The following is a 25,789-nucleotide window of genomic DNA, read 5'->3' as shown; positions in this document are numbered from 1 at the left end:
TGAATATACTAAACAATTATTCGACTAGATTATGAGAAAAGGTTTTTTAAAATATAGTTTGTGGATTTTGGTTTGTTTCAGCATGGTGGCGTGTAACGACTGGCTGGACGTGAAACCGAAAACCGAGATGGAAGCCGAAGATATGTTCTCCACCGAGGATGGGTTCAAGGATGCTTTGGCGGGCGTTTATACGGCGATGACAAAATCTTCTCTGTATGGTAGAGAGTTGACTTACGGGATAGTGGATGTGGTCGCCCAGCAATGGGGAGGAATCGGCTCCAATCATCGTTACGCGAACGCGTTGAAATACGAGTACGAGGCAACGAACACGAAACCGATTATCGACACGCTTTGGAACGGGTTGTATAACGCCATAGCGAACGCTAATAGTATTCTGGCTTATATTGATAATTCAAAAGCCGTGTTCACGGGGGATAATAAGCAGATTATAAAAGGGGAAGCGTTGGCTTTGAGGGCTTTCATGCACTTTGATTTGTTACGTTTGTTTTGTGCGGATGCGACAAGTGCTTCCGCTGAAGACGGGATTCCTTATGTCAATGAACTCACGAAGCAGGTAACCGTGTCGGTTTCCCCGAAAGATGTCACGGAACAAATTATCAAGGATTTGAAAGAAGCGGCTACGTGTCTGGCAAATGATCCTGTGCTGACGGGACGGGAAGTTTCCGCGAGTGATGACAACGGTTATTTGATAAATCGGAATTATCACTTGAATTATTACGCGGTTATGGGGTTGATGGCACGCGTGTACATGTACGCGGGCAATCCGACCGAAGCCCGTAAGAGTGCCATTGCCGTGCTCGAGGCTCACGAAAACCGGGAGTTGTTTCCTTGGAGCACGAGGGGCGACGTGTTGAACGAGAAAAAGGAGTTGCGTGACCGTACTTTTTCCACGGAACATCTTTTCGCTTTAAATATAAGGAAGTTGAAAGATTATATCGAGGGGTCTTTCACGGGTACGAGCGTGCCTTTATTGATGCGGATTTCCCCGGGTAGTTTGTTTGTCGCGGGGAATGATTTTCGTAGTTTCTTCTTCGAAACCACGAATTATATAGGGGATGTACCTTCTAAACTGTGGCAGATGGATGGAATTACGGTGGAAGGTCAATTGTACACGCCCAAGCGTGACCGTATGCCGATGATCCGTCTAAGCGAGATGTATTATATCGTGGCGGAGTGTGATAAGGCAACGCCTTCCGTGGCGGTAGCCCGATTGAACGAAGTGCTCGCTAACCGGGGATATGAAGACACGGAGTTGTTGGATGCTTCGGTTGTGAATAGCGGGGATGCCGTGCAGGAAGAAATCTTGAAGGAATACCAGCGTGAATTTATTTGTGAAGGACAACTCTTTTTCTATCATAAGCGGATGAAGGATGAGAAATTGAATGGCTACACGGTGAATTATGTATTCCCGAAACCGGAGAATGAACTGGAATTTGGAAAATAAAAAACAGAGATTATGAAATTCATGATAAGATATTTTTTATGGCTTCCGGTATGTTTGACCTTTGTGTTGACTGCCTGCGAGAAAGAAAAAATCCCGTATTACAATGATGTGGAGCGAGTGAATTTTAATTACACGAGTATGGGGTTACAAAGGGACACGATTGATGTCGTTTATGGCTTCGTGCTGGATGAATATACCGACATTGACCTTGAGATATTGTTGATGGGGTATGCTAAAAATTACGACCGGACAATCGGGCTGAAGATCACGAGCGAGAATGGAGCTGTTGCCGGGACTAATTACGAGATACAAGACCGGCTTGTGCTGCCTAAAAACGAGGTTTCCGTAAAAATACCGTTGAAAGTCTTGCGTTCAAGTGATTTGCTGGAGGACGGGGCTAAATCTTTCTTGGTTGAACTCGTGGATTCCGATGATTTGAAAGCGGGACTTCGGACAACACTTTTTATCACGGTTTCGGATGACATTCCGGAAGAGTGGGTAGGTGGTGAAAATTGGTTTATGAATAAAGTGAGTGATTATTTCGGGGAGTGTAATCAAACTAAATACTTGTTCGTTTACGAGCAGTTAGGTGTTTGGGATTTTTCAGCTTGGAATCTGATGGGATTCATGGGTAATGATGCGAAATTCTCGCCGGCGAAGAGAATCTTGAAAGAAAAATTGGCAGAATATGAAGCTGAGAACGGACCTCTGGTAGATCCTAAAACAGGAGATCGAGTAACATTCCCGGATTAACAATTAAACGATGATTTTATGAACAAGAGATTTATAATACAGATCATTTTTTTACTGGTTGCCATCTTCAGTTTATGTAATTGCTATGATGACAAGGGTAATTATGATTACAAGGAATTAACGTCGTTGCAGATCGACACGACAGGTATTAAGGCACAACAAACGGCGTATCAGTTCGAGAATTTTAAAGTACCCGTGGATGTGAAATATGCGGGGAACAAGGAAGATCTGTCGTACGAGTGGAAAATTTACCCGCAAGTCCCCCAGAAGGATGAAGATGTGACTAAATATGATTCGGCAGTCGTGTTGTACACGAAAGCGGTGTTCGATACGATTATTTACGAGATACCGGGCGCGTATTACCTGACCTTGACGGTGACCGACCATCTTCAGAATATTCAAGAGGCTTTCACGTTAAAGTTGAATGTTGAAACTCTCGTTTCCCGCGGGTTGTGCGTGATGGATGAGAATAACGGTATCTATGATTTGCATTTGATAAAGTCTGCCAAGTTATTGCCGGATATCTTGGAATCGGACGAACAGACTTATTATCATGTCTATTCCGGTGTTAATGATCTGGAAATAACGGATGGGAAATTTCTGGGATTTGTTTCTGTTGATGCAGCAACGGATAATAAAGCACTTTATTTCTTTACTGAAACCGGAGGTGTAACCTTGGATATTGATACATACGAGATCATGTCGAGTGATTATCCGTCGTGGTTCTCTTTCCCGATGAGTATAACTCCCGATCCCGGGGCTTTTATGGTAACAAGTCGCCCGATAGAGATGCTTATCAATAACGGATTGGTTTACGTTTGGGATCACACGTCTATGGGGGTGACAACCTTTGGCGACCGGTTGAACGGGGATTATGAAGCGGCTCCTTATTTGCCGCGTATATCTACCAGTACATTCTCAACCGTGATTTTCGACAAGAAAAACAAACGTTTTGCCCCTATAAATATATTCGGTTCACAGGTGGGTGAGTTTGAATCTACCGCAAGCGGTGAGTTCGATCTGGATGATATCGGTGCTTCCAAAGAGTTGAAGTTTATGGATAACGGTTTCAATTCTTACACTTATGCTGTTTTTTACGACACGCAAACATCCGAGTACGCATTGTACGTGATGGATTTCTCCGGAACGGAAGCCTCGCCGGTGAAGAAATACGCGATGGATAACTGTGAAGGAATAAACGGGGATTCTTATTACGCTTTCGGAAATCAAGGAAACGTGTGTTTCTATTCTTCCGGTAGTGACTTGTGCCAGTATAAATATGCTTCGACAAACGCGGGAACTGTCGTTCACTCGTTTACCGGGGAAACAATTACCGGGATTAAAGTATTTAAAAACTCCGGACATGCTCAAGACGGGAAACTGTTGATCGTTTCGACGTTGACAGGTAGCGGAGAAGGAAAAATCTACTTGGTAGGATTCAATGAATTGACGGGTGCGATCGTGGACGGAACCGATAAACCTTATGGCGGTTTCGGCAAGATCGTTGATATATTGTACAAAGAATAAATAAGTATAGAGAAATGAGGTTGTTTGAAAAGAATCTTTCAGACAGCCTCAAAAAGAATTATCCATGAAAAAGAATAGTAGAATCGGAACGTGGTTGAGTGTTGTTCTCCTGTTAGTGATGTTTGGATTGTCGGTGAAAGCACAGAAGTATAAATCGGTATTCAAGGATCTGACGTGGGAACAAGCCGCGGAGTTGGCTCAAAAGGAGGGCAAAATCGTGTTGGTCGACGCGATGATGAAGGCTCGTACTCCCGAAGACCGGAAGAAACGGGATGAGGCGGAGCGGAAATTGTTCTCCGTGCCGGGGATTATGGATTTCTGTAACCGGAATATCGTGGCCATTCATATAGATATGGGAACGGAGGCGGGGAAGGCATTTGCCCCGAAGCTGGTGATGAATATGTACCCCACTTACGGTTTCTTTATGCCGGACGGGGATATTCTGGGTGTCGTCAGTCCTTTTATTTTAGCACAGAAACCGGAAGTTTTTTTGGTAAAGGGACAAAAGGCGGTGAAAGAAGCGGAAGTAAAGAGAAGTAACAAACGTTCTATTCTATTCGAGGAAATCGGGTTCAAGGAGGCGTTGGTGAAGGCGAAGAAGGAAAAGAAGTTGATTTTTATCGATGCTTATACCGATTACTGCCAACCGTGCGTGATGATGGTGAAAAATATCTTCTCGTTGGATAAAGTGGCTGATTTTTACAACGAGAATTTTATCAATCTGAAGTTGGATTTCGGTAAAGAGAAGGAATTGGCACAGAAATACGGGACATCGGGGTATCCCGCTTTTGTTTTCGTGAACGGGGATGGTAAGCTCGTGTATTTGGCAGGTGGTTACACCGAAGCGGAACCTTTTATCGGGTACGGGCAGGAGGCTTTGAAAAAAGCACAGGGGATAGAATTTACCGCCGGGAGCTGGAACGAGATTCTGGCAAAGGCAAAACAAGAGAATAAATTGATATTTATGGATTGCTATACCTCTTGGTGCGGACCTTGTAAACAAATGGCTCAAACGACCTTTGTCGATCCTGATGTTGCCGCTTTGTTCAACGAGAAGTTTATTAACGTGAAGGTGGACATGGAAAAGGGCGAGGGGAAAGAATTGAGCAAGCGTTATGGCGTGAGAGCTTATCCCACGTTGAATTTTATTCATGGTGACGGGGAAATAGTACATTGCGTGGTAGGAGGATTGGGTGCGGATGAATTAATCAGGCAAGGGAAACTCGTGTTGGAAGGTAAAGGATTAAGTTATATGCAAAACGAGTATGCCGATGGAAACCGGGAGCCGGAGTTTATAACTTCTTATCTGGAAGTGCTCGGGATGGCTAACTTGGGAGAGGACGCACAGAAGGTGACGTTGGAGTATTTCGCCACGCTCGACCGGGAGAAATTGAACGAGAAAAAGTATTGGGATATCTTTGTCCGGTACGTGAATGATGTGGATAGTGATTTGTTCCGGTATGTATACGCGAACCGGGAACATCTCGTTTCACTTTACGGGGAACAACAAGTGAATCGTAAGATACAATCCGTGTGGGCAACCGGGGCGAATCGGTTCGTGCAGGAAAAAGAGGGCGCAAAGGTGTTGGATAAGAAAGGTTTTGAGCGTTACGTGAAGCGGATGAAAAAGGCGAAAGTTGACGGTTGGGAAGACATCGCGGCGAACGCGAGAATGAATAATGCCGAGAAGACCGGGGACTGGAAAACTTACGTGACTGAGGGTGACGCACTGTTGAAAAATGGCAAGGTTTCGGATTTGTTATTGTATAACTGGGGGCTAAGGATAACCAAGAACTGCAAAGACAAGGAGTTGAGGGCACGTGCAGCCCGTTGGTTCGAGAATGCCGCCGCCGAATCGGCAAAAAAAGAAGCCGAGGGAAAAGCGGGTATGATGTCGTATCGTACCTATTTCGAGAAATTGGCGGCTGAATTAAAATAAGTCGCGTTGAATTTTAATGGATTTAATAATAATAGTATGAGGAAATTTTTAAGTGTAATGTTTGTGGCTTGTATGGTGATGCTTACAAGTTCTGTTTTCGCCCAAAAGACGATAACGATCAAGGGAAAAGTGAAATTCCCGTACAACCGTTTTAACATGGAAATCGTGGAACGTCAAGGCTTTGACAAGACGGTTCTTGATTCATGTAAAGTGAACGCTGACGGCACGTACGAGTTTAAAATGAAAGTGGACAAACCGGGGGTTTACACCTTGGATTGCCAGAAATGGCAGTCCGTGTCGTTTTGGGCAGAGGACGAAGATTTGGAAATTAATTTCCGCGGGGAGGATACCGCTAGAATTAAAATCAAAAATCCCCCTTACGTGTATATTAACGGGGGACCTAACAACGAGGTGATGAATCTCATGAACTGGGACGGTTACCGGGGGTACCAGTTGATGATCGGGATTTCTCAAGGAGTTTATCGCATCCCCGGGATTGACGATGCGGCAAAACAGGAAGTGTCCGGGAAGTTTTACGATATGTTGGGTGACGAGTCCCGTGCCCGTGCAAGATTCCTCGCGGAGCATTATGCCGACCGGAATAGCGTGTTGGCGGTACTGCCCGCGTTGCGTGGCGAGGAAGACGAGGCATTGGTAGAACAGGTGCTTGCCCGTTTGGAAAAAGTGAACCCGAATTACGCGCCCCTGCTTAGATTCAAGGCGGATAGAGCCGAGGCGAAAGCACAGAAGGAGCGTTTGGCTGAAGGGAAAATGGCTCCGGAATTTTCGTTCCCTACGCCCGACGGAAAGAAACAACTGGGACCGCAGGACTTCAAGGGCAAAATCCTCGTGTTGGACTTCTGGGCTTCTTGGTGTGGTCCGTGTCGCGCGGAAATCCCTCATTTGAAAGAGGCTTACAAGGAATACAGTAACAAGGGTGTTGTATTCTTCAGCGTGTCGATTGACAAGGATGATGCCGCTTGGAGAAAGGCAATGAAAGAGGAGAATATGCCGTGGGCGCAAGTGTGTGCCCCGAAAGCCGGGAAAGACGTGATGAAACAGTATCAGTTCTCGGGAATCCCTTATATCTTGGTTATCGATAAGGAAGGGCGTATCGTGGCGAAGAATTTGAGGGGAAAAGCCTTGACCGACAAGTTGGCGGAATTGGTTAGCGGGAAGAAAAAGAGTGTTGCCATGCCGGCAATGGGCATGTAAATAATACAAGAGTTTGAGGGATACATGTATAACGAGAGATATTATGCTTCTTTTCGATCGACACAGCAACCGTACGGTATTCCTCAACTCTATAAAAAAACGAGAGATGAAAAAGTTTTTGTGCTTAATGATGATACTTTGCACGGCAGGCATCGCCTCCGCGCAAATGACTGCGGCTAAAAGAATCCCGCCGGCGGTGGAGAAGAAAGTCGTTTTGAAGGCTTCCGCGCAAAAGGTATGGGACTATATGTCCGAACCGGGTAATTACAGGAAATTCTCGGGAGTGAAGACTTTTACCTGCGAGGAAAAGGCATTGAATGCCAAAATTGAATTGGAAACGAAAGCCGGAAAGAAAAGAAGTCAACACATCAGCGTGATTGACTATGACAATTTCAAAATCTGTTATTTCGTGACGAAATCCGACTATGCCGGGGAAAAACAATGGGTGTACGCGTTTGACATTTATCCCAAGGGAGATGGAAAATGTGAGGTAGTACTTTCGGTTTTCTTCGGGTTTGACGAACTTAGCCCGGAATTTAAAGAAGGTATCACGAAGGAGTTTGACGATATCGTTTCCGGTTTGAAAAAGAAGTTTAAATCATAAGGATGTCTAATTAATATTGTATGTAATGAAGAGATTGTACGTGATAGTCATTTTGTTGACCGCGATTGTTCTGGGTGCCCGGGCACAGGAACAGGGAATCCGTTTCGAACAAACCAAGGAATGGAAAAAGATTCTGAAGAAAGCAAAGAAAGAGAAGAAGTTGATTTTTATTGATTGTTACACTTCATGGTGCGGACCTTGTAAAATGCTTTCGGCCAATGTTTTCACCCGTGAGGACGTGGGAAATCAATTTAACCGGGATTTTGTGAACGTGAAGTATGACATGGAGAAAGATGCCGACGGTGTGATACTGAAAAACACCTTTGACGTGAAGGCGTTTCCGACTTTGGTTTTCGTGGACCCGAACACGCGACAAGTGGTGCATAAGATGGTTGGCGCCGGTTCTGCCGAGTGGTTGATGGAGGGCGGAAAGATTGCCAATGATCCACGGAATAACTTGAGCGGGTTGACAATGCGTTATGATGCGGGAGAGAGAAGTGTTGATCTGTTGAGTCGTTATCTGAACGCGTTGGCGTCTGCCTATATGCAGGAAAAACAGGGTGCCGTTGCCGCGGAATACTTGAATGCTTTGTCGGACGACGAGATCGTGACCAAGGAAAACTGGGATTTGATCAAGAAGAACGTGAGTGATCCGTTGTCAAAACCTTTGCGGCAGGTGATGGCTAATATCGGTCGTTTCTATGAAGTTGCCGGTAAAGAGGTGGTGGATTATAAATTGGAAATGGCAATAAAAGGAGCCGTGTCGGAGATCGCGTATTGGCGTCCGGGTAACGGGGATTTTGATGAGGCGAGAAATACCGAATTGGTCAAACTTCTCCAGTCATTGGATTATGCTTTCGTGCCGGGTTCTTTGGCAACTTTATTTACTGCCGAATATATAAGAAAGGGTGATTACCGGGGAATGTTGAACAGTATGCGGGAAGCCTTCAAGTACAACGTGTTCCGTGGCGGGGAAGATCAGATGTATTTCCAGAACAATATCGAGGCTTTGACCGGTTGTGACGACAAAGCCCTTGTGCAGGAAGGTATTGATTGGCTTGATGCTCGATGTGCCCGGACGAATGACTATTTCGCCAAGGCTAACTTGATGAACTCCAAAGCCCGCCTGTTGACTAAAAACGGCGATACTTTAGGTGCGGACAAAGCCAAAATGGAAGAAGAAAAATATAACAAAGAAGGGGAGAAAAGAAGCGGGGGAAAAGCTGTAAGGGCTATTCGGATGAACTGATTGACAGGTTTCGAAAGTCCGTTTTATTGTTTGTGTCATGCTGAACGCAAGGTCTTTTGTTGCGTTCAGCATGATGTTTATATCCCGAATAAAATGAATTTAAGATTGTTCCTTAGGATTGTCATGGCACGTTTGAAGTGAGTTTTTACCGTGGTTTCGGCAATATCCATTTGTTCCGCTATTTCTTTGATTTTCTTCTTTTCCACGATGTGCAATAACACGACTTCGCGTTGTTTGTCCGGCAATAATTCCAGTATACGGTTGAGTCGCTCGTGAATATCTTCATCGATTTCCGGGTCTTCAATATTTGAGAATAACATTGCCTCGATGATTTTGTCCTGATGTTTATATTGAATGTCGAGGTTCCTCAAATAATTCATGCATTTGTTTTTCACGATTCCGAGCAGGTAATATGAAACGGACTGCTTTTCATCGTACCTTTCCGGGTGTGACCACAAGGAGAGAAAGGCTTCCTGTACTATATCCTCTGCTTCTTTCCAGTCATAAAGATAACGCATGGCATAATGTTGCAGAGGACGGAATGAAGTCCGGTATAATTCATGAAAAGCCTTTACATCCCGCTTTTTTATTCGGGAGCCCAATTCATCCTTTTTCGAGAATTCGTCCATCCGATATAGAATATTTTTGACAAAGATAAATTTTTTTCCTCAATCATGTCATCCGTTTTTTGATCTCGTGTTAATTATAGACAAAACCGAATGATTGGATTGAAAATTATGGAGAAAAATCATATTAGTTGGGATATCTTGTTGCGAAAAGTTCGCCGGACGTTGTCGCCCGCGGAGGAGGCAATGTTTCAAGAATGGTTGACGAGGGACGAACGGCATAAGGAGTATTACGAGCGTATTCGTCGGGTTTGGTCGGCTGACGAAACGACGTGTGAGTTGGATACGGATATATCCGTGATGATCGCGGGATTTGACGAGCATGTACGGAAAGAACGGGATTCGAGGCGAAAGAAGATCGTCCGGTACGTGTATCGTTTTGTCGCTTGTTTATTCATCTTGTTGGCTGTTGGCGGAGGTATTTTGTTCTTGAATAAAGGAGAGAAGCAGCCGGATCGGTTGGCTAATGTGAATAAAGAATGGGTACCCGGTGGGAATAAGGCGATTATTCTTTTGGCTGACGGGAAAAAGGTGGATGTGGAGATGTTGGCGGATACGATGTTGTATAAGGTGGACGGGATTGAGGTACAGAAAGACGCGGGCGTTATCAAGTATAGTGGTCTTCAAAAATCGGAAGTAACGTATAACACGATTATGATCCCGAAGGGTGGTGAGTATCAGGTAGAATTGAGTGATGGGACAATGGTTTGGTTGAACTCCGATACGGAGTTGAAGATTCCGACCGTGTTCGCGGGAGATGAAAGACGCGTGTATTTATCGGGGGAGGCATATTTTGCCGTTACCAAGGATGAGCGTAAGCCTTTTATCGTGGAGACGGATTTGGGTAACGTGAAGGTGTACGGTACGGAGTTTAATGTCAAGCGTTACCGGGACGACGGGCAATTGAAAGCGACTTTGGTCGAAGGTGTAATCGGGTTCAGCAGTGATCGAATTGCGGAATTGAAACTTAAACCGGGTTACCGGTTGAGTCTGGCGGAAGGTTCCGAAACGCCGGAAATCAGAGAAGTGAAAGTGTATAACGAGATCGCGTGGCGGGATAAACGTTTCAGTTTTGAAAACGAGACGCTGGAAGAGATTGCACGGGAACTGGAAAGATGGTATAACGTGAAGATTGTTTTCACCGATCCGGCTCTGAAAGAATTGGTCTTTTCGGGGACTCTCAGTCGTTACGGGAAGATTGAAACCATGTTACGACTTTTCGAGGAAGGGGTTGAAGTGAAGTTCACGATTGAAAGTGACACGATAAAAGTGATAAGGAAGTAAAAAAAGTAGAGAATGCATTCTGTAGTCGGCAAACTTTAGATGACATTCTCCACTGATTCATTAATATTAACGAATTAATAAAACAAATGTATGAAAAAAAAGACACCTGACAGGCATATTCAGTCTGTATTTTCACGAAAAATGTTGTTGGTGTTGCACTTGTTGTTTTTCGTTTCGTTGGCTCACGCGGCAACGGAGGATTCGACTCGTGTGGTAACCTTTAGCACTAAAGCTGAAAGCCTGAATAATGTTTTGATCAAATTCAAGGATCAGACCGGGGTTGAGATTCTTTTCAACCGGCAACTCTTGGGCGATCAGAAGTGTAAAGAATTGAATCTGGTGAACGTTCCTGTTGATGTGGCTCTCGGGAAGATTCTGGAAGGAACGGGATTCGAGTTCTCGAAAGTGGATGGCGTGTATGTTGTTAAAAAAAGTACGAAAAGTAGCGTTACTCGCGTGGAGCCGCGTATGATTTCCGGGACGGTGAAGGATGAGCGGGGAGAACCGTTGCCGGGGGTGACGGTTGTTGTAAAGGGGACTACGTTGGGATGTGCCACGGATGTGGACGGGAAGTATAAGCTGCCCGTGTCGTCGGACGGGGATATTGTTTTGGTTTTCTCGTTTGTCGGGATGCAGACGAAAGAAGTTACTTACCGGGGTGAGAAGGAATTGAACGTGACGATGGAACCCGACGTGATGGAGATGGAACAAGTGGTGGTTACGGGTATCTTTACCCGTAAAGCGGAGAGTTTCACGGGTGCTGCCACGACTTTCAAGCAAGCGGATTTAAAGCGCTTGGGGAATCAGAATATCTTGCAAAGTTTAAAGAACATGGACCCTTCGTTCATCGTGACGGAGAGCGTGGATTTCGGTTCCGACCCGAACCGTATGCCGGATATTCAGATTCGGGGGGCTTCCAGTTTACCGAACGTGAAAGGTGATTACAGTTCCAACCCGAATCAGCCTCTTTTCATTTTGGATGGTTTTGAAGCGACCACGGAGAAAGTGTTTGACCTTGACATGAACCGGGTGGCTTCGGTTACGCTTTTGAAAGACGCGGCAGCCAAAGCTATTTACGGTTCGCGTGCCGCTAACGGGGTGGTCGTAATCGAAACGATACAGCCGGAAAAGGGAATGTTGAAAGTGACTTATTCCGGGGACCTGAATATCACGGGACCGGATCTGACGAGTTATGATTTGTGTAACGCGAGGGAGAAATTGCAGGTAGAACTGGATGCCGGACGTTACACGGCTTATTACCCGGAAGATACTCAATTCCGGATGGAGCAATACAATCAGATACAAAAAGATATCGCCCGGGGTGTCAATACCTATTGGTTGGCAAAGCCGTTGCGGACAGGCGTGGGACACAAACATTCCTTGTATCTGGAAGGGGGAGATGATTATCTGCGTTACGGGGTTGACGTATCTTACAACAAGGTCGCGGGAGTCATGAAAGGTTCCGATAGGGAGAACGTGGCAGGGGCGATCACGTTGTCGTATCGTTACAAAAGTTTGTTATTCCGGAACGTGTTGAGCGTTACTTTCAATAAAGCGAACGATTCGCCTTATGGTAGTTTTTCCGAGTACACGAAATTGAATCCTTACTGGAGCCCTCGTGACGAGAACGGGAATCTGAAGCGGGTGCTGGGACAATTCCAACCGAGAGATTGGCAAACGGCAATGGTGTATTACAATCCCTTGTATAATACTACCCTCGGGACGAAGAATTTCTCGAAGTACACGGAAGTGACCGATAATTTTTACGTCGAGTGGCAGATGTTCTCGGATTTGAAGTTTATCGGTCGTTTCGGTTACACGCAAAAACAGGATAGCCGGGAAGATTTTTACCCGGGTAATCACACGAAGTTTGCCGATTGGACGGGGGATGATTATTTTAAACGGGGGTCTTATTATATCAAAGACGGAACGAACAAGACATTGAAGATTGATGCGACATTTAATTATTCCAAGCAGTGGGACAAACATTTACTGTTTGCCAACCTGAACTGGAATATACAGCAGGATAGTTATGATTACCACGGTATGGAGGCATGGGGATTTTTGAACGATAAAGTAGATCATATCGCTTTTGCCAAGCAGTACGCGGAGAACGGTACCCCGACGGGAGATGATGCCACAACCCGGGAAATCGGTGTGGTGGGAGCCGTCAATTATTCCTATGATAACCGGTATCTGGCGGATCTTTCCTATCGTCTGAGCGGTTCTTCGGTGTACGGGGCTGACAATCGTTGGGGGAGTTTCTGGTCTGCCGGTATCGGCTGGAATATGCACTACGAGAGTTTTCTAAGCAATCAGGAATGGCTGAATCAACTGAAATTACGGGCTTCAATAGGATATACCGGAAGTCAGAATTTCAACCCTTATCAAGCGATGGCTACATACAAGTATTTCACGAGTGCCGAGTATGATAATATCGTGGGCGCGTATTTGATGGGTATGGCAAACGATAAGTTGAAATGGCAACAGACAAGGGACATCAATATCGGTTTCGATGCCCGTTTATTGGACGGGTTGACGTTACGTTTCGATTATTATATCAGTAACACGGATAATCTGCTGGTGGATTTTGATTTGTCGGGTTCTACGGGATTCAGTACGTTCAAGGAAAATCTGGGAGAGGTGCAGAACAGGGGATTTGATGCCACGTTGAGTTGGAAGTTATACAATAATATAGAGAAGGATTCCTATTTCACGGTTTTCGGTTCGGTTTCTTCCAACAAGAATAAGATCGTGAAAATCTCTGACGCCTTGACGAAATCGAACGAGGCACAGGATGATGACGACGTGAATCCCTCGAAACCGTATACCCGTTTTGAAGAGGGGCAATCCACGAGTGCTATCTGGGCGGTACGCTCGCTAGGGATTGATCCGGCAACTGGTAGCGAGATGTTTTTAGACCGTAACGGGAAGAAGACTTACGTGTGGAATATCAATGATCAAGTGGTGTGTGGCGAGTCCAATCCGAAGATGCAGGGTAATTTCGGGTTTAACGCCGAATACATGGGAATTTCATTGAATTGCTCTTTCAGTTACAAGTTGGGGGGTGATTATTACAACCAGACTCTGGTAGACCGGGTGGAGAACGTGGATATACAGTATAACGTGGACAAGCGGGTATTCACGGGAACATGGAAAGAAGCCGGTGATGTCACTTTCTTCAAAAAGATTTCCGATACGCCGACGACAACCCGTCCGACTGACCGATTCGTGGAGCGTTTGAACGAATTGTCACTTGCCTCGTTGAACGTGTCGTATGATTTCCGGCATTTACATATATCGAAGTTCGTGGAACGTTTGAAAATGTCGTTCTATATGACGGATGTGTTTCGGGTATCTTCGGTAAAGGCCGAAAGAGGATTAGAGTATCCTTTCGCCAGAACTTATTCTTTGGGATTGCAGGCAACTTTTTAACGATAACAGAACAGGATTATGAGAAATAAAATAAATAATTACGGAAAATACCTGTGTTGCGGCTTGGTTTTGCTGATGTTCGCATCATGTAACGATTGGTTGGACGTAGAGCCGAAATCACAGGTGAAGGACAAGGACCTGTATTCTTCCGAGAGCGGGTTCAAGGAAGCGTTGGCGGGTGTCTACAGTATCATGACACAGGAATATCTTTACGGCAAAGAGTTGACTTTCGGGATGTTGGGCGTGTTGGCTCAGGAGTGGGATAATCTGCCGACAGACTATACTGCCGATAAGGACTATAAATACGAGAATACGAAACCGGAGGTGCGGATTGATTCCGTGTGGAACGGTTTGTATAACGCGGTTGCCAATGCCAATAAACTGCTGGAAGAGATTGACGGCAAAAAGTCGGTATTTTCGGGTGTGAATTATGACGTGATTAAAGGGGAGGCTTTGGCTTTGCGTGCATTCCTGCATTTTGATTTGTTACGTTTGTTCGGGGCAAGCTACGCGGAGAATCCGGATAAGATGGCAATTCCTTACGTGACGGCTTACACGCCGGAAACCTTCCCGCAGAGAACGGTGAAGGAGGTTGTCGGCAAGGTGCTGGAGGATCTGGGAGCTTCATTGGAGTACTTGAAAAATGACCCGATATACACGGGAAAGACCGTCACGGAAACCGACGATAACGGGTATTTACTTCATCGACAGGTTCACTTGAACTATTACGCGGTGAAAGGATTGCAGGCACGGGTGTACCTGTACAAGAAAGATTACGCGAATGCTGCAAGTTGTGCCTCGGAGGTCATCGAGTCCGGTAAGTTCGAGTGGGTGAAACAGTCCAATTTGACGGACGAGAAAATGGCGGATCTTTCTTTTTCCACGGAACATTTGTTTGCTTTGAACGTGGTGACGCTGGGAAGTCGTGCCGAGAAGTATTTCTCCGGGAGTAATTCTGTTTTTGCGGTGAGCGAGTCAACATTATTGGGGTATTACGAGTCGGCTCAGGATTATCGTTATTTGTACCAGTTCAAAACCGGCACCGGGTTGAGTAATACGTTGCGCTACCTCAAAAAATACGATCAGTTGGAAGGGAATGGTACTACTGCTTGGCCGGCGTCTTACCGGAACAAGATGCCGTTGCTCCGTTTGTCGGAAATGTACTATATCCTTGCCGAGTGTCGTCATTATACATCCGGGGATGTGTTGGCAGCGTTGAATGAAGTACGGCATCACAGGGGCGTTGCAGACTTGGGAGAGGCTGATGTGACGGATTTTGATGCTGTTCTGTTGTCTGAATTCCGGAAGGAAATAATCGGGGAAGGACAATTATTTTTTCATTACAAGCGGTTGAATTTACCGATGATCAAAGGGACGGATGCGGACGTGATCGGTCAGGGGGTGTACAAACTGCCGATGCCGAAAGCAGAGTTACAGAATCCGGGTTGGGTAAGCAATAAATAAGAAGGTATTATGAAAAGACAAATGATATATTTGGGTGTTATCATCGCTTTGGTGTTGTGTGCCTGCGAGGAAGACGACAAACTGATGTTTGATGAGGAGTCGCGTGCATTGAATCTTTGGTTCGGAACCGAATCTTTGGAAGGAAGAGTGGATAGTACGGAATACAATTACGCGTTCCGCCCGCTGAATACGGAGTTGGACTCGGTAATGTTCTACGTGAAGTTGGCGGGAGTGCCGTTGAAAGAGGATTACACGTTTGAATTGGAAGCCACGGGAGGTGATGCCTCGACAGTGATTGTCGGGGAGCATTACGTGTTGCCGTCTTACGTGTTAAAGGCAGGGACTACCGGGGGAAGTTTCCCGATATATTTGAAGAATACGTCAGATTTTAAGAATAAGATATTCTCTCTTTCTTTCGGCTTGAAGGAAAATGAAAGATTTGAAACAGGAGCGAAGGAATATACTTCTCTAAAATTGAATATCAAGGATAAGGAGGAAAAACCTCAATATTGGGATGACGATCCGGAAACGTACCAGCCGTTAAAGAAGTTTTTTGGCACGTATAGTCATAAGAAGTATCAATTTATGATTAAGGTGACGGGAAAAGTAATTCTTCGGGTGATCTATCAAGGTACACCTACCCCACCTTACGAGATATCTTATTTTGAAGCCCAGTATTTACAGGCGAAATGCAGGCTTGCCGTTGAGGAGTACAATAATAACCCGGAGAACCCGGATCGTCCGCTATCGGATGAATACGGACCGATAACTTTCTAAAGTGTAAGGCTATGAATTTTTTGAAATATATTATATCGCTGATTGTTGCCTGTACGGGATTATGGGCGTGTTACGACGACAAGGGTAATTACGATTACCGGGAATTGGACGAGATTGTTATTGATTCGACAGGCGGGTTGATTCAAGCGGACTATTCTATTGCCCGGATGGATGTTCTGGACATTCCTTTGAAGGTGTATTACAAGGGAAAACTGGTGAATGGTTCCGAGGCGCAATACCCGGAGTTGGAATTTAGTTGGGTAGTTTATCAACAGGGCATGGGAACCCCGATCGCGGATCGGGATACAGTCGCCGAACAGATTGAATTGAAGATTCCCGTGGAGTTGGAAGAGCGGAACTGGGAATTGGTGTTCACGGTACTGAACAAACAGACGAATACCCGGGAGTTTATGAAATTCGGGTTGAAAGTGAATGCGGCGTTGAGCGAGGGATGGATGGTGTTGTACGAACGGGATGGTAAAACGGATGTCGGTTTGATCGTGGATAAACTGATAGCCCCGAACGTGACTAGGGAACAAACATGGGTGGATATATATTCGACGTTCAATGATGTCCCTTTGGACGGTAAACCTGTTCGTTTGCTGTATTCCGTTTCCACGAATCCGCAGGCAGTAATAGCGGTGACCGATAAAGATATGGTTGGCGTGGCACCCTCTTCCTTCAGTAAATTATATTCATTCAATGATATGTTCTGGACGACTCCTTCTGTACAGGCTCCTGATTGTTATACCGCTTTTTACAATAAACGGGAATTAGTAATGAATGACGGGAAGATGCACACGGTTAATTTTTCCACGAGCGGGGCGGACCGGACGAATTTGTTTTTCGGGGTACCTTGCACCGGGGAGTATGGAAAACTGGCAAAATGGTGCGCGAATATGAGTTCCGGTTATAGCGGTGTCGTGTATGATCAGGAGAACCGGAAGTTTATGTGTATAAAATCGAATCGGACGGAGGTTGTCGCTTTGCCTATTCAGAGCGCGGGGATTGCGTTCGATTGTAATGATGTGGGATTGGAACTGGTCATGAGTGATTACGGTTGGAGTCATTATGAATACGTGATCATGAAAGACAGGCAAGAACATTACTATTTGCTGGCAGCCGATTTTTGTAGTATAATGACTCAAAATATGATAGGCGTCGGGAAGTATGATATGGCAAATTGTAAAGGACTGTCGGATGGGATTTCTTCTATGACCGCCGGATACAAGGGTGAAATACTCTATTATGCAGCCGGTAGTAAAGTGTACCTGTACGATTATAAGTCTACGAACAGTACCGGTGATGCCGTGTGGGAAGACCCGAACGGGGATGAGGTGACTTGTATCCGGTTGCAGAAATATTATCAGGGTTCGATGATGATGGCAAATACTCCGCCTAATGCTTGTGAAGTGTTGTATATTGCCACGTATAACGAACAGGAAGGAAAAGGAACGGTGTACCAGTTAAGAGTGAATCCTTCCAGCGGTGCGGTGGATTTGAGTACTCAAAAACCGTTTTATGGTTTCGGGAAAGTGAAAGACATGGGATGGAAAATAAAGTAAACTAATTTATAAATTAAAAGGATATGAAGTATTGTTATTTACTTACGATCGTAAGTATCATTGGGATGTTATTGGCTGATGTGAAAGACTCTCGGGCTCAAATGACAGTTGCCCAGCCCGTGCAAACGAAAGCAGAAGTAGAAACGGGTATACGTTTTTTTGAAGGTTCTTGGAATGAGGCATTAGCCGAATCGAAGAAAACCGGTAAGCCGATTTTTATGGATTGCTATACCGTGTGGTGTGTACCGTGCAAAAGGTTGGCACAAGAAGTATTTACCAAGCCGGAAGTTGGGGAATATTTTAATTCCCGTTTTATCAACGTGAAGATGGACATGGGAACCGCTCAGGGGAAAGAATTGAACAAACGATACAAGGTGACAGGGTACCCGACTTTACTTTTTTTGGATGAAGACGGCAATATGTCACATCGTATCGTGGGGGCTCCGGACGGGAAGATTCTGTTAAGGGAAGCAGTCCGGGCGATTGAAGGAAACGGATATACTTCAATGAATAAGATGTATGCGGAAGGAAATCGTCAGCCCGGTTTTATACAGGAGTACATGGAAGTGCTGGATGTTGCCGGGGAGGGAAAGAAATCGGCAGATATCTGTTTGGACTATTTTGACACGTTGGATAAAACCAAGTTAAAAGAACGGGAGTATTGGGATTTGTTTATAAAATACGTGAAGGATGTCGATTCTGATGAGGCTAAATACGTGTACAAGAATCGGAAAGAGTTTATTAATTTGTACGGGGAGAAAGAGGTAGGAAAGAAATTATTCCAATTGTACAATGGTGGTGCTTACCGATACTGGAAGGTAGAAGACGGGATCGGAGTATTCGATGAAAAAGGATTCGAGAAGTATGTCCGAGATTTGATGAAAAAGGATATAGATAGGAAAGGACAGATTATCAGTGATGCCCGTATGAATTATGCCATGAAAGCGGGAGATTGGGAAGAGTACGTGCAGTTGGGAAATGAACGTTTGCAAGCGGGTGAAGATAATACTTTTGTCGTGTATAATTGGGGGTTACGAGTGAATGTCGGATGCAAGGATATGACCGTGCGTGAAGAGGTGGCAAAGTGGATGGAACAGTTTGCTATGGCTTGTGACCGGAAGCCGGATGCAAAGGAATCGGCGTCATTCAAAAATTCTTTTTTGATAATTGCCGATAAGCTAAGACACCCGGAGAAGAATGACAAGAATTACCGTCCCACGATCGTGATAACCGGAAAGATTGCGGCTTTGAGTGATAAAGGAAATATCATCAGAGTCCTCAAGAAGGAAGGGTTTTCCAAGCAAGCGATAGATTCTTGTGAGGCAAAATCGGATGGGACTTATGAATTGAAAATGAGGGTGGAACAACCCGGTGTGTATATTTTGGAGTGTCAGGGCGGACAGCGGGTTGAATTTTGGGCAGGTGATGAAGACGTGCAGGTTGATTTCCCCGGTTTCGGGAATGCCAAAATTAAAGTTATTCGTCCGGTGTATATTCGTGTTGCCGGAGGAAAAAACAATGAAGTGTTGGATAAATTGAATTGGGAGGCTTTCCGGAATATACAGTTAGCGGGAGCTTTTGCCCGTCCGGTATATAGTCAGGCGGGAGTTGCAGATTCTGTAAAACAACAGTTGATGACACGGTTGAGAGAAGTAGTTAGTCATGATATGTCCGGACGTTTGCTGCATTGGGCAGAGGAATATGCAGACCGGGAAGCCGTGGTAACAGTCCTTGCCAAATTGCGAGGAGAAGAGTATACCGAAACAGTTCAGAAAGTCTTGGCAATACTGGAGGCAAAATATCCGACTAGCGTGGCAGTGAAAGATTTTAAAGCGGCTCGTGCACAACAGGAGCTTATAAAACAAGGTGGAATGGCACCTGAATTTTCTTGTCCGACTCCCGACGGGAAAAGGAATTTAGGTCCGCAAGATTTTAAAGGGAAATATCTCGTCATGGATTTTTGGGCTTCATGGTGTGGTCCTTGCCGGGGTGAGATTCCTCACTTGAAAGAGGCTTATGCGAAGTACGCGGACAAAGGAGTGGCTTTTTTCAGCGTGTCTATCGACAAGAGCGATGCCGCTTGGAAAAAAGCCTTGGTAGAGGAAAATATGCCTTGGGAACAAGTATGCGCTCCACAAGCTGGGAAAGACGTGATGAAACAGTATCAATTCTCGGGAATACCTTATATTTTGGTGTTGGATAAAGAGGGACGTATCGTGGGAACCAATTTGCGAGGAAAAGCCTTGATGGATAAATTGGAAGAATTGGTAAACGAAAGTAAACCCAAAACATCCATGATGATGAGATAAAATTTTAGAGTCGGGGGATTTGCATAACGAGAGATATTATTGCTTCTCTTCTATCGCACGGCTTCATTGCAAATTCCCCGCTCTTGTTCTAGGTGTGTTTAGGTAGTTTTATGCTTTGCTACTTTCGTAATAAATAGCACGAATAACCCGAGTCCGACCACGATTCCTACCGGGTAGCTGATGGCGGGAGCGATAAATAATCCGCCGACCTTGTAGGGGGCAATCATAAAATAGGTAGCGCACACGATACTCAGGAATGTTGCCGGAAGCGACATCATCCAATGCGGTTTGCCTTTCTTTGCCAGATAAGTGGCGGCAGTCCATAGGGTGATGGTTGCCAATACTTGATTACCTATTCCCACGTATTTCCAGATAGTGGAGAAATCCACGTTGCAGAGCAGGTAGGCGACCGCGAAAATTGGAATGGATACCATCAAGCGGTTCTTAATCGGTTTCTGGTTAAATTTCAAGGCGTCGGCGATAATCAATCGCATACTTCGGAATGCCGTGTCGCCGGAAGTGATGGGACAAACGACCACGCCGATGATGGCAATAATTGCTCCGAAGCGTCCCAGCCAAGAGTTACATATCTGGTTCACGATAATTGCCGGGGTTGCTCCTTCTGCTGCAGCCGTGTTCAGCCCTTCCGCTCCACCGAAGAATGCCATGGCTGCCGTGGCCCAGATCATGGCAACGATACCCTCGCAAATCATTGCCCCGTAGAAAATCGGACGCCCGTACTTCTCGTCTGTCATGCAGCGTGCCATCATGGGCGACTGCGTGGCATGGAAACCGGAAATGGCTCCACAGGAAATCACGATGAATAACATCGGGAAAAGAATATTGTGTTGCGGATCGGCATGCATATTGCGCATGGAATCGAAAGTCAGGTTCTCCAAAACAAGTTCTCCGCTAAATCCGCCGTAAAGCAAATAGGCTCCCACGCTGACAGCCATAAATATCAGGGCGGCACCCATGAACGGATAGATTTTACCGATTATCTTATTGATTGGTAATAAGGTCGCTATAATATAATAAGCAAATATGATGTATAACCAAGGCGTCATGCTCATCTTGGTCAGGCTGCCTAATAGTTCTGCCGGACCGTTCACGAAAGAAACCCCGACGGCTAGCAACAGAAAGCCCGTGAAGAACGTCATGAACTTGCGCACCCCGTTACCGAGGTATTTGCCCACGATGTCGGGCAGACTGGTCCCGTCGTGACGGGTAGATAGCATTCCGGAAAAATAGTCATGAGTGGCGCCCATGAATATACAACCGACAACGATCCACACGTAAGCCATGGGACCGTAGGCGGCACCGAGAATTGCCCCGAAGATGGGACCCAATCCGGCAATATTTAAAAACTGAATCACGAAAATACGCCAAGGCTTCAGTTCATGGTAATCCACTCCGTCTGCAAGACGTTTTACTGGGGTAGCGATAGTGGATGATGCCCCGAAAAATCGTTCAACAAATTTCCCGTAGGTGAAATAAGCGACGATTAGTAATCCGATTGAAATAATAAATGTTAGCATTTGCTTGAAATTTTTGCACGAACACAAAGTTATAAAAATGAGTTTGAAAAGTAAGTCTTTAAAGACGGAAAAAATGCACGCACGGGTAAAAAAGAAATGGCGACCAGTCTGGCATTGAAGGTAGTTGAGGTGCGCTAGATCTGATCGCCTGGCCTGGGACACGATATTGATATAATCCGTTCTACGGATTATTTCTGGATGTGGAATTGGATGTGGCCATTGGTGATGTGATGCTTATTTATCATTTATGTAAATCTCCTTACGTTTTGTGACCTAATTGTTATATGACAAATGTATAGAGTGATTTTCTAATTACAGTAGGAATCAATGAGGATTTTCACCTCTGTCAGTTCTAAATATAAAGGAAAATCAGGCGTGTGTTTTTATTTTTGAAAATAAAGCCTTGATCTAATGTTGGAATCCTCATTTTTTGAAATGGACGTCATTTGGAACGATATTTACCGGAAATCGGGATTATTTTCGATAATTTGATTTTATAGGAAAAAACGGAAATGATATTATAAAATCTTGTTTGGTTTATTTTGAAAATATCGTATCTTGGTCGAGTCATCCGAAGGAGGCGTATGTTATCGGCAAAAGAATATTTAAAAATACGGAAAGGAAAAATGAAACAAGAAGTTTTGCATGATAACTTATTGAATGCCATACGAACGAAAGTGCCTCACGAGGAAAATTTGGCGAGTGTTCTGGGAAATATATTATGTATTGGGAAGGAGGCGATATATCGTCGGTTACGGGGGGACGTTCCTTTCACGTTATTGGAAACGGCGCTGATCTCGAAAGAAATGAATATTTCGGTGGATAGTCTTTTGGAATCCGTGTCCCCGAAAAGCAGGCCTTTCCAGTTGAAGTTGACAGAGTTTTTTAACCCGTTGGAAACGGATTTCCTGATGATGGAGAATTACGTGGATGTATTCCGGACTCTTGACGAGAAAACCTATTCCGAGAGTGCATCCTCCACGAACATACTGCCGCAACCCCTTTATCAGGATTACAAATTTCTTTCAAGGTTCTACCTGTTCAAGTGGAAAGCCCAAAGGGACGGGTTGGATTCCGTGAAGACATTACATGAAATCGTACCGGAGGAACGGTTAGTCCGTATACAGAAGGATTTGGTCGTGGAGGCTCGTCGGGTAAAAGACACGAGTTATATATTCGATAACATGATATTCCTTTACCTGATCAATGATATCAAATATTTTGCCAGCGTGAACCTGATATCCAATGCCGACGTGCAGGAATTGAAAGAAGAATTGTTCCATTTTTTGAATTGTTTGGAACGCTTGGCGGCAAAAGGGAGATTCGATAACGGGAACAGGATACATTTTTATATATCCAATATTAATTTCGACACGACGTACTCCTATGTTCACACGCAGAAATATAACCTTAGTCTGATAAAGGCATTCACGTTGAACGGGATAGCGTCTTTGGACGATAAGACCTTCGAGAGCGTGAAAAGCTGGATTCTTTCCTTGAAAAGATTCTCGACATTGATATCCGAGAGCGGCGATTTACAGCGGATACATTTCTTTAAAAGTCAAAGAGAATTGGTGGCCACGTTGTGATTCGTTGAGAAATAATATATAACTTTGAATGTCCCGTTGTCGTAAATCAGGCAAACGGGTTAGTGTTTTATCAACTAACTTGAACAATATGAAAACATTATTCACGATTCTTTTATTGATTGCAGGTATGACAAGTATAGCGCAGAAATTCGAATCCGATTCGTTCGTGACGAAAGACGGGAAGTCTTTGAAGATTACTTTTATAAAACATGGTAGTCTGATGTTTGAGTTTGACGGGAAGATCATCTATGTAGATCCGGTTTCCGACTATGCGGATTACAGCACTTTGCCCAAGGCGGACGTGATATTGATTACCCATGAACATGCTGACCATTTGGACCCGAAAGCCATAGCGGACGTGGAGAAGAAAGATACCAGAATCGTGATTAACGCTTCTGCCCGAGAGAAGTTGGGTAAAGGAGATGTCATGAAAAATGGAGATCAGATACAAGTGACTCCTTGGTTGAAAGTGGAGGCTGTACCTGCTTATAACACGACACCCGGAAGAGAAATGTATCACCCGAAAGACCGGGATAACGGTTATGTCCTAACCTTAGGCGGCACGAGAATTTATGTTGCGGGAGATACGGAAGATATTCCCGAATTGAAGAGATTGAAAGATATAGAAATTGCCTTTTTACCGGTAAATCAGCCTTACACGATGACCGTCGCGCAGGCGGACAAAGCTGCCCGAATGGTAAACCCGAAAGTGCTCTATCCTTACCACTACGGCAATACTTACGTGGAAGAATTACAAAAAAACTTGAAGGACACTAAGATTGATGTTCGCATCCGGCAATTACAATAAGGTTAATAAGAGGCTGTGTCAAAAGCCATTTTGAAGTGAACCCTAAAAGTTAGACAAAAAACTTTTAGGGTTCACTTCAACTTCACTTTTAGCACAGCCTCTTTTTAATTATAAATCGCTTCGAATAGAAATTTGAACGAGGGACTTGTAACCATGTGTTTATCGGCATTTCCGGCGTAAACTTCCCCGTTTGCCAAGTTCAGTTTCTTTACCGGTGCTCCTTCCGTGAAATCCAGACCTTTCAAGTCAAGCCAGAATACATTCGGGGTTATTGTAGATTCAAAGAAGTAAACCTTATTCTTTTGGTCTGAAACAGTTCTCCAACGCGTGGAGGAAATATTCGGTTGATCGGGAGTTGAAATCCCGAGAGGAACCGATACATTCCGGATAACACTGAATACTCCAGCCACGGCTTCCTGTTGTTTGTCTGTTTGCGGGATGGCATTGATGTAAAAGGAAGCCCTGACAAAACGGTCGGCTGCACGGTTCGTGCCCGGTAGCATCACCAGACCGCCGATTTGCTTCCAGTAATTGTTCAACGTGATTTGCTGTTCATAGGAAGGAGAGTTTGTCATCACTTGGTATTCTTTCCCCTCGTGTATGACCAGTTTGCCTTTGATGTATTCAAAAATGGCACTGTTACCCGAGGCATCCGAGATAGCAAGATGTAATGTTGATTTGGCTCCGTTCGGCATATCCGGTGCGTCGATGCGGAAAGTTTCCTTGCGCAATTCGTTTACCGCCTCGTCTACCGTGGCGAAATTGTCCAACACGTATTGTGTCCATATACTGATTCCCATTACCGGACGAGTATCATTCGGACGGTAGTAATCGGATTCAGCCAGATACAGGAGGTTGGCAACCAATCCTTTCTCGTTCATCCCGTCGGAAGTACCGATATCATATCCGGCGGTGATGACACTACCGTATTTTGATTTCCAATGCATCGTGTTCCCTTTGTCGGCTCCTGCTCTCTCAATCCCTCTGGGAAACACGTAAATATTTGACTTTAAATCTTCTTTCCAGTCCATAGTCCTGCCTGTTACGACCATGCCGTTTTGTCCGATATATACCACTCGGGTACATGCATCGGTATACGATACCAGCGTTCCTGCCAGTAATAATGTTGCGATAAATAATGTTTTCCTCTTCATACTTTAATGTTTTATGTGTTAAACGGAAATTACGTTTGACAAGTTTCTTAAAATTATATGAAAATCAAATATTATTCGCTGATAGAGTGAATCTTTATTTGGTAGAAATTCGATATATTTGTCATATTAGAATCTAAACATCAAATATTATGAAGAATAAAATTTGTCAGAGTTGCGGTATGCCCATGATGGCAGAGGAGCAATTCGGTACTAATGATGACGGTAGTATGAATACCGAGTATTGTACATATTGTTATCAAGACGGGGCTTTCACGGGCAATTATACCATGAATGAGATGATAGACCATAATCTTGAATTTTTAGATGAATTCAATAAAGATGTGGAGCGTCCGTTCACGAGAGAAGAGGCCAGAGCCGAGATGAGGAAATTTTTCCCCACGCTGAAACGATGGAAAAACTGAATGCTGCTTTAATTGACGGTTCAATGATTTTCCCGAATCATTGAACCGCCAGTCAAGGAATCAAAA

The 25,789-nt window shown here is 44.7% G+C and carries 19 protein-coding genes; 16 read left to right on the top strand and 3 right to left on the bottom strand.

The genetic code is table 11. The features are described 5' to 3' along the window. The first annotated feature begins 31 nt into the window (after nt 1-31). The 7 genes from H8S64_RS10570 (at nt 32) to H8S64_RS10540 (ending at nt 8,752) form a co-directional block, all read left to right on the top strand. The gene (locus H8S64_RS10570; RefSeq protein WP_186976027.1) at nt 32-1,465 is read left to right on the top strand and encodes a RagB/SusD family nutrient uptake outer membrane protein; all 1,434 of its coding nucleotides are present in this window, start codon (nt 32-34) and stop codon (nt 1,463-1,465) included. Between the two features lie 12 nt (nt 1,466-1,477). Next, the gene (locus H8S64_RS10565) at nt 1,478-2,218 is read left to right on the top strand and encodes a DUF4843 domain-containing protein (RefSeq protein WP_099291554.1); all 741 of its coding nucleotides are present in this window, start codon (nt 1,478-1,480) and stop codon (nt 2,216-2,218) included. Between the two features lie 18 nt (nt 2,219-2,236). After that, on the top strand, nt 2,237-3,745 hold the full coding sequence (locus tag H8S64_RS10560) for a PKD-like family lipoprotein (protein WP_186976026.1): 1,509 nt from the start codon (nt 2,237-2,239) through the stop codon (nt 3,743-3,745). A gap of 64 nt (nt 3,746-3,809) precedes the next feature. Next, nucleotides 3,810-5,684: a thioredoxin fold domain-containing protein gene (locus H8S64_RS10555; RefSeq protein ID WP_186976025.1), complete on the top strand. Its 1,875-nt coding sequence runs from the start codon at nt 3,810-3,812 to the stop codon at nt 5,682-5,684. Nucleotides 5,685-5,720: 36 nt separating this feature from the next. Continuing rightward, nucleotides 5,721-6,899 (top strand): TlpA disulfide reductase family protein, encoded by a 1,179-nt coding sequence (locus H8S64_RS10550; protein WP_099291557.1) that lies wholly within the window; start codon nt 5,721-5,723, stop codon nt 6,897-6,899. Between the two features lie 106 nt (nt 6,900-7,005). Continuing rightward, entirely contained in the window at nt 7,006-7,503 is a 498-nt protein-coding gene (locus tag H8S64_RS10545; RefSeq protein ID WP_099291558.1) for an SRPBCC family protein, read from the top strand. A gap of 25 nt (nt 7,504-7,528) precedes the next feature. After that, a complete protein-coding gene (locus tag H8S64_RS10540; RefSeq protein WP_099291559.1) occupies nt 7,529-8,752 on the top strand; it encodes a thioredoxin domain-containing protein in 1,224 nt (407 codons plus the stop codon). A gap of 77 nt (nt 8,753-8,829) precedes the next feature. Here H8S64_RS10540 and H8S64_RS10535 read toward each other — a convergent pair whose 3' ends face one another. Continuing rightward, nucleotides 8,830-9,381: an RNA polymerase sigma factor gene (locus H8S64_RS10535; protein ID WP_186976024.1), complete on the bottom strand. Its 552-nt coding sequence runs from the start codon at nt 9,379-9,381 to the stop codon at nt 8,830-8,832. Between the two features lie 108 nt (nt 9,382-9,489). Here H8S64_RS10535 and H8S64_RS10530 point away from each other — a divergent pair, with 108 nt between their 5' ends. The 6 genes from H8S64_RS10530 to H8S64_RS10505 all read left to right on the top strand — a co-directional run bounded on the left by H8S64_RS10530 (nt 9,490) and on the right by H8S64_RS10505 (nt 20,212). Further along, a complete protein-coding gene (locus H8S64_RS10530; RefSeq protein WP_186976023.1) occupies nt 9,490-10,662 on the top strand; it encodes a FecR family protein in 1,173 nt (390 codons plus the stop codon). Between the two features lie 90 nt (nt 10,663-10,752). Beyond that, nucleotides 10,753-14,097, top strand: a complete 3,345-nt coding sequence (locus H8S64_RS10525) for a SusC/RagA family TonB-linked outer membrane protein (RefSeq protein ID WP_255469508.1) — start codon at nt 10,753-10,755, stop codon at nt 14,095-14,097. Between the two features lie 18 nt (nt 14,098-14,115). Next, the gene (locus H8S64_RS10520; protein WP_255469507.1) at nt 14,116-15,561 is read left to right on the top strand and encodes a RagB/SusD family nutrient uptake outer membrane protein; all 1,446 of its coding nucleotides are present in this window, start codon (nt 14,116-14,118) and stop codon (nt 15,559-15,561) included. 9 nt (nt 15,562-15,570) lie between these two features. Further along, on the top strand, nt 15,571-16,338 hold the full coding sequence (locus tag H8S64_RS10515; protein ID WP_186976022.1) for a DUF4843 domain-containing protein: 768 nt from the start codon (nt 15,571-15,573) through the stop codon (nt 16,336-16,338). Between the two features lie 11 nt (nt 16,339-16,349). Beyond that, the gene (locus H8S64_RS10510; protein WP_186976021.1) at nt 16,350-17,903 is read left to right on the top strand and encodes a PKD-like family lipoprotein; all 1,554 of its coding nucleotides are present in this window, start codon (nt 16,350-16,352) and stop codon (nt 17,901-17,903) included. A gap of 23 nt (nt 17,904-17,926) precedes the next feature. Continuing rightward, a complete protein-coding gene (locus H8S64_RS10505) occupies nt 17,927-20,212 on the top strand; it encodes a TlpA family protein disulfide reductase (protein ID WP_186976020.1) in 2,286 nt (761 codons plus the stop codon). Between the two features lie 98 nt (nt 20,213-20,310). On the opposite strand, the gene H8S64_RS10500 is transcribed toward H8S64_RS10505, so the two are convergent. Then, nucleotides 20,311-21,750, bottom strand: a complete 1,440-nt coding sequence (locus H8S64_RS10500; protein ID WP_186976019.1) for a carbon starvation CstA family protein — start codon at nt 21,748-21,750, stop codon at nt 20,311-20,313. A 626-nt stretch (nt 21,751-22,376) separates the two neighbouring features. Here H8S64_RS10500 and H8S64_RS10495 point away from each other — a divergent pair. Both H8S64_RS10495 and H8S64_RS10490 read left to right on the top strand, forming a co-directional pair. Further along, the gene (locus tag H8S64_RS10495; RefSeq protein ID WP_186976018.1) at nt 22,377-23,339 is read left to right on the top strand and encodes a helix-turn-helix domain-containing protein; all 963 of its coding nucleotides are present in this window, start codon (nt 22,377-22,379) and stop codon (nt 23,337-23,339) included. 88 nt (nt 23,340-23,427) lie between these two features. Then, nucleotides 23,428-24,147 (top strand): MBL fold metallo-hydrolase, encoded by a 720-nt coding sequence (locus tag H8S64_RS10490; protein ID WP_255469506.1) that lies wholly within the window; start codon nt 23,428-23,430, stop codon nt 24,145-24,147. A gap of 104 nt (nt 24,148-24,251) precedes the next feature. Here the strand turns inward: H8S64_RS10490 and H8S64_RS10485 are convergent, their stop codons facing one another. Further along, the gene (locus H8S64_RS10485) at nt 24,252-25,301 is read right to left on the bottom strand and encodes a linear amide C-N hydrolase (RefSeq protein WP_099291568.1); all 1,050 of its coding nucleotides are present in this window, start codon (nt 25,299-25,301) and stop codon (nt 24,252-24,254) included. 149 nt (nt 25,302-25,450) lie between these two features. Here H8S64_RS10485 and H8S64_RS10480 point away from each other — a divergent pair, with 149 nt between their 5' ends. Then, nucleotides 25,451-25,723, top strand: a complete 273-nt coding sequence (locus tag H8S64_RS10480) for a zinc ribbon domain-containing protein (protein ID WP_186976017.1) — start codon at nt 25,451-25,453, stop codon at nt 25,721-25,723. Nucleotides 25,724-25,789: the final 66 nt, after the last annotated feature.

Origin of the sequence: Butyricimonas hominis, from assembly GCF_014287455.1 — a bacterium.
Classification (GTDB): Bacteria; Bacteroidota; Bacteroidia; order Bacteroidales; family Marinifilaceae; genus Butyricimonas; species Butyricimonas muris.
This window is presented reverse-complemented; position numbering and strand designations above follow the sequence as displayed.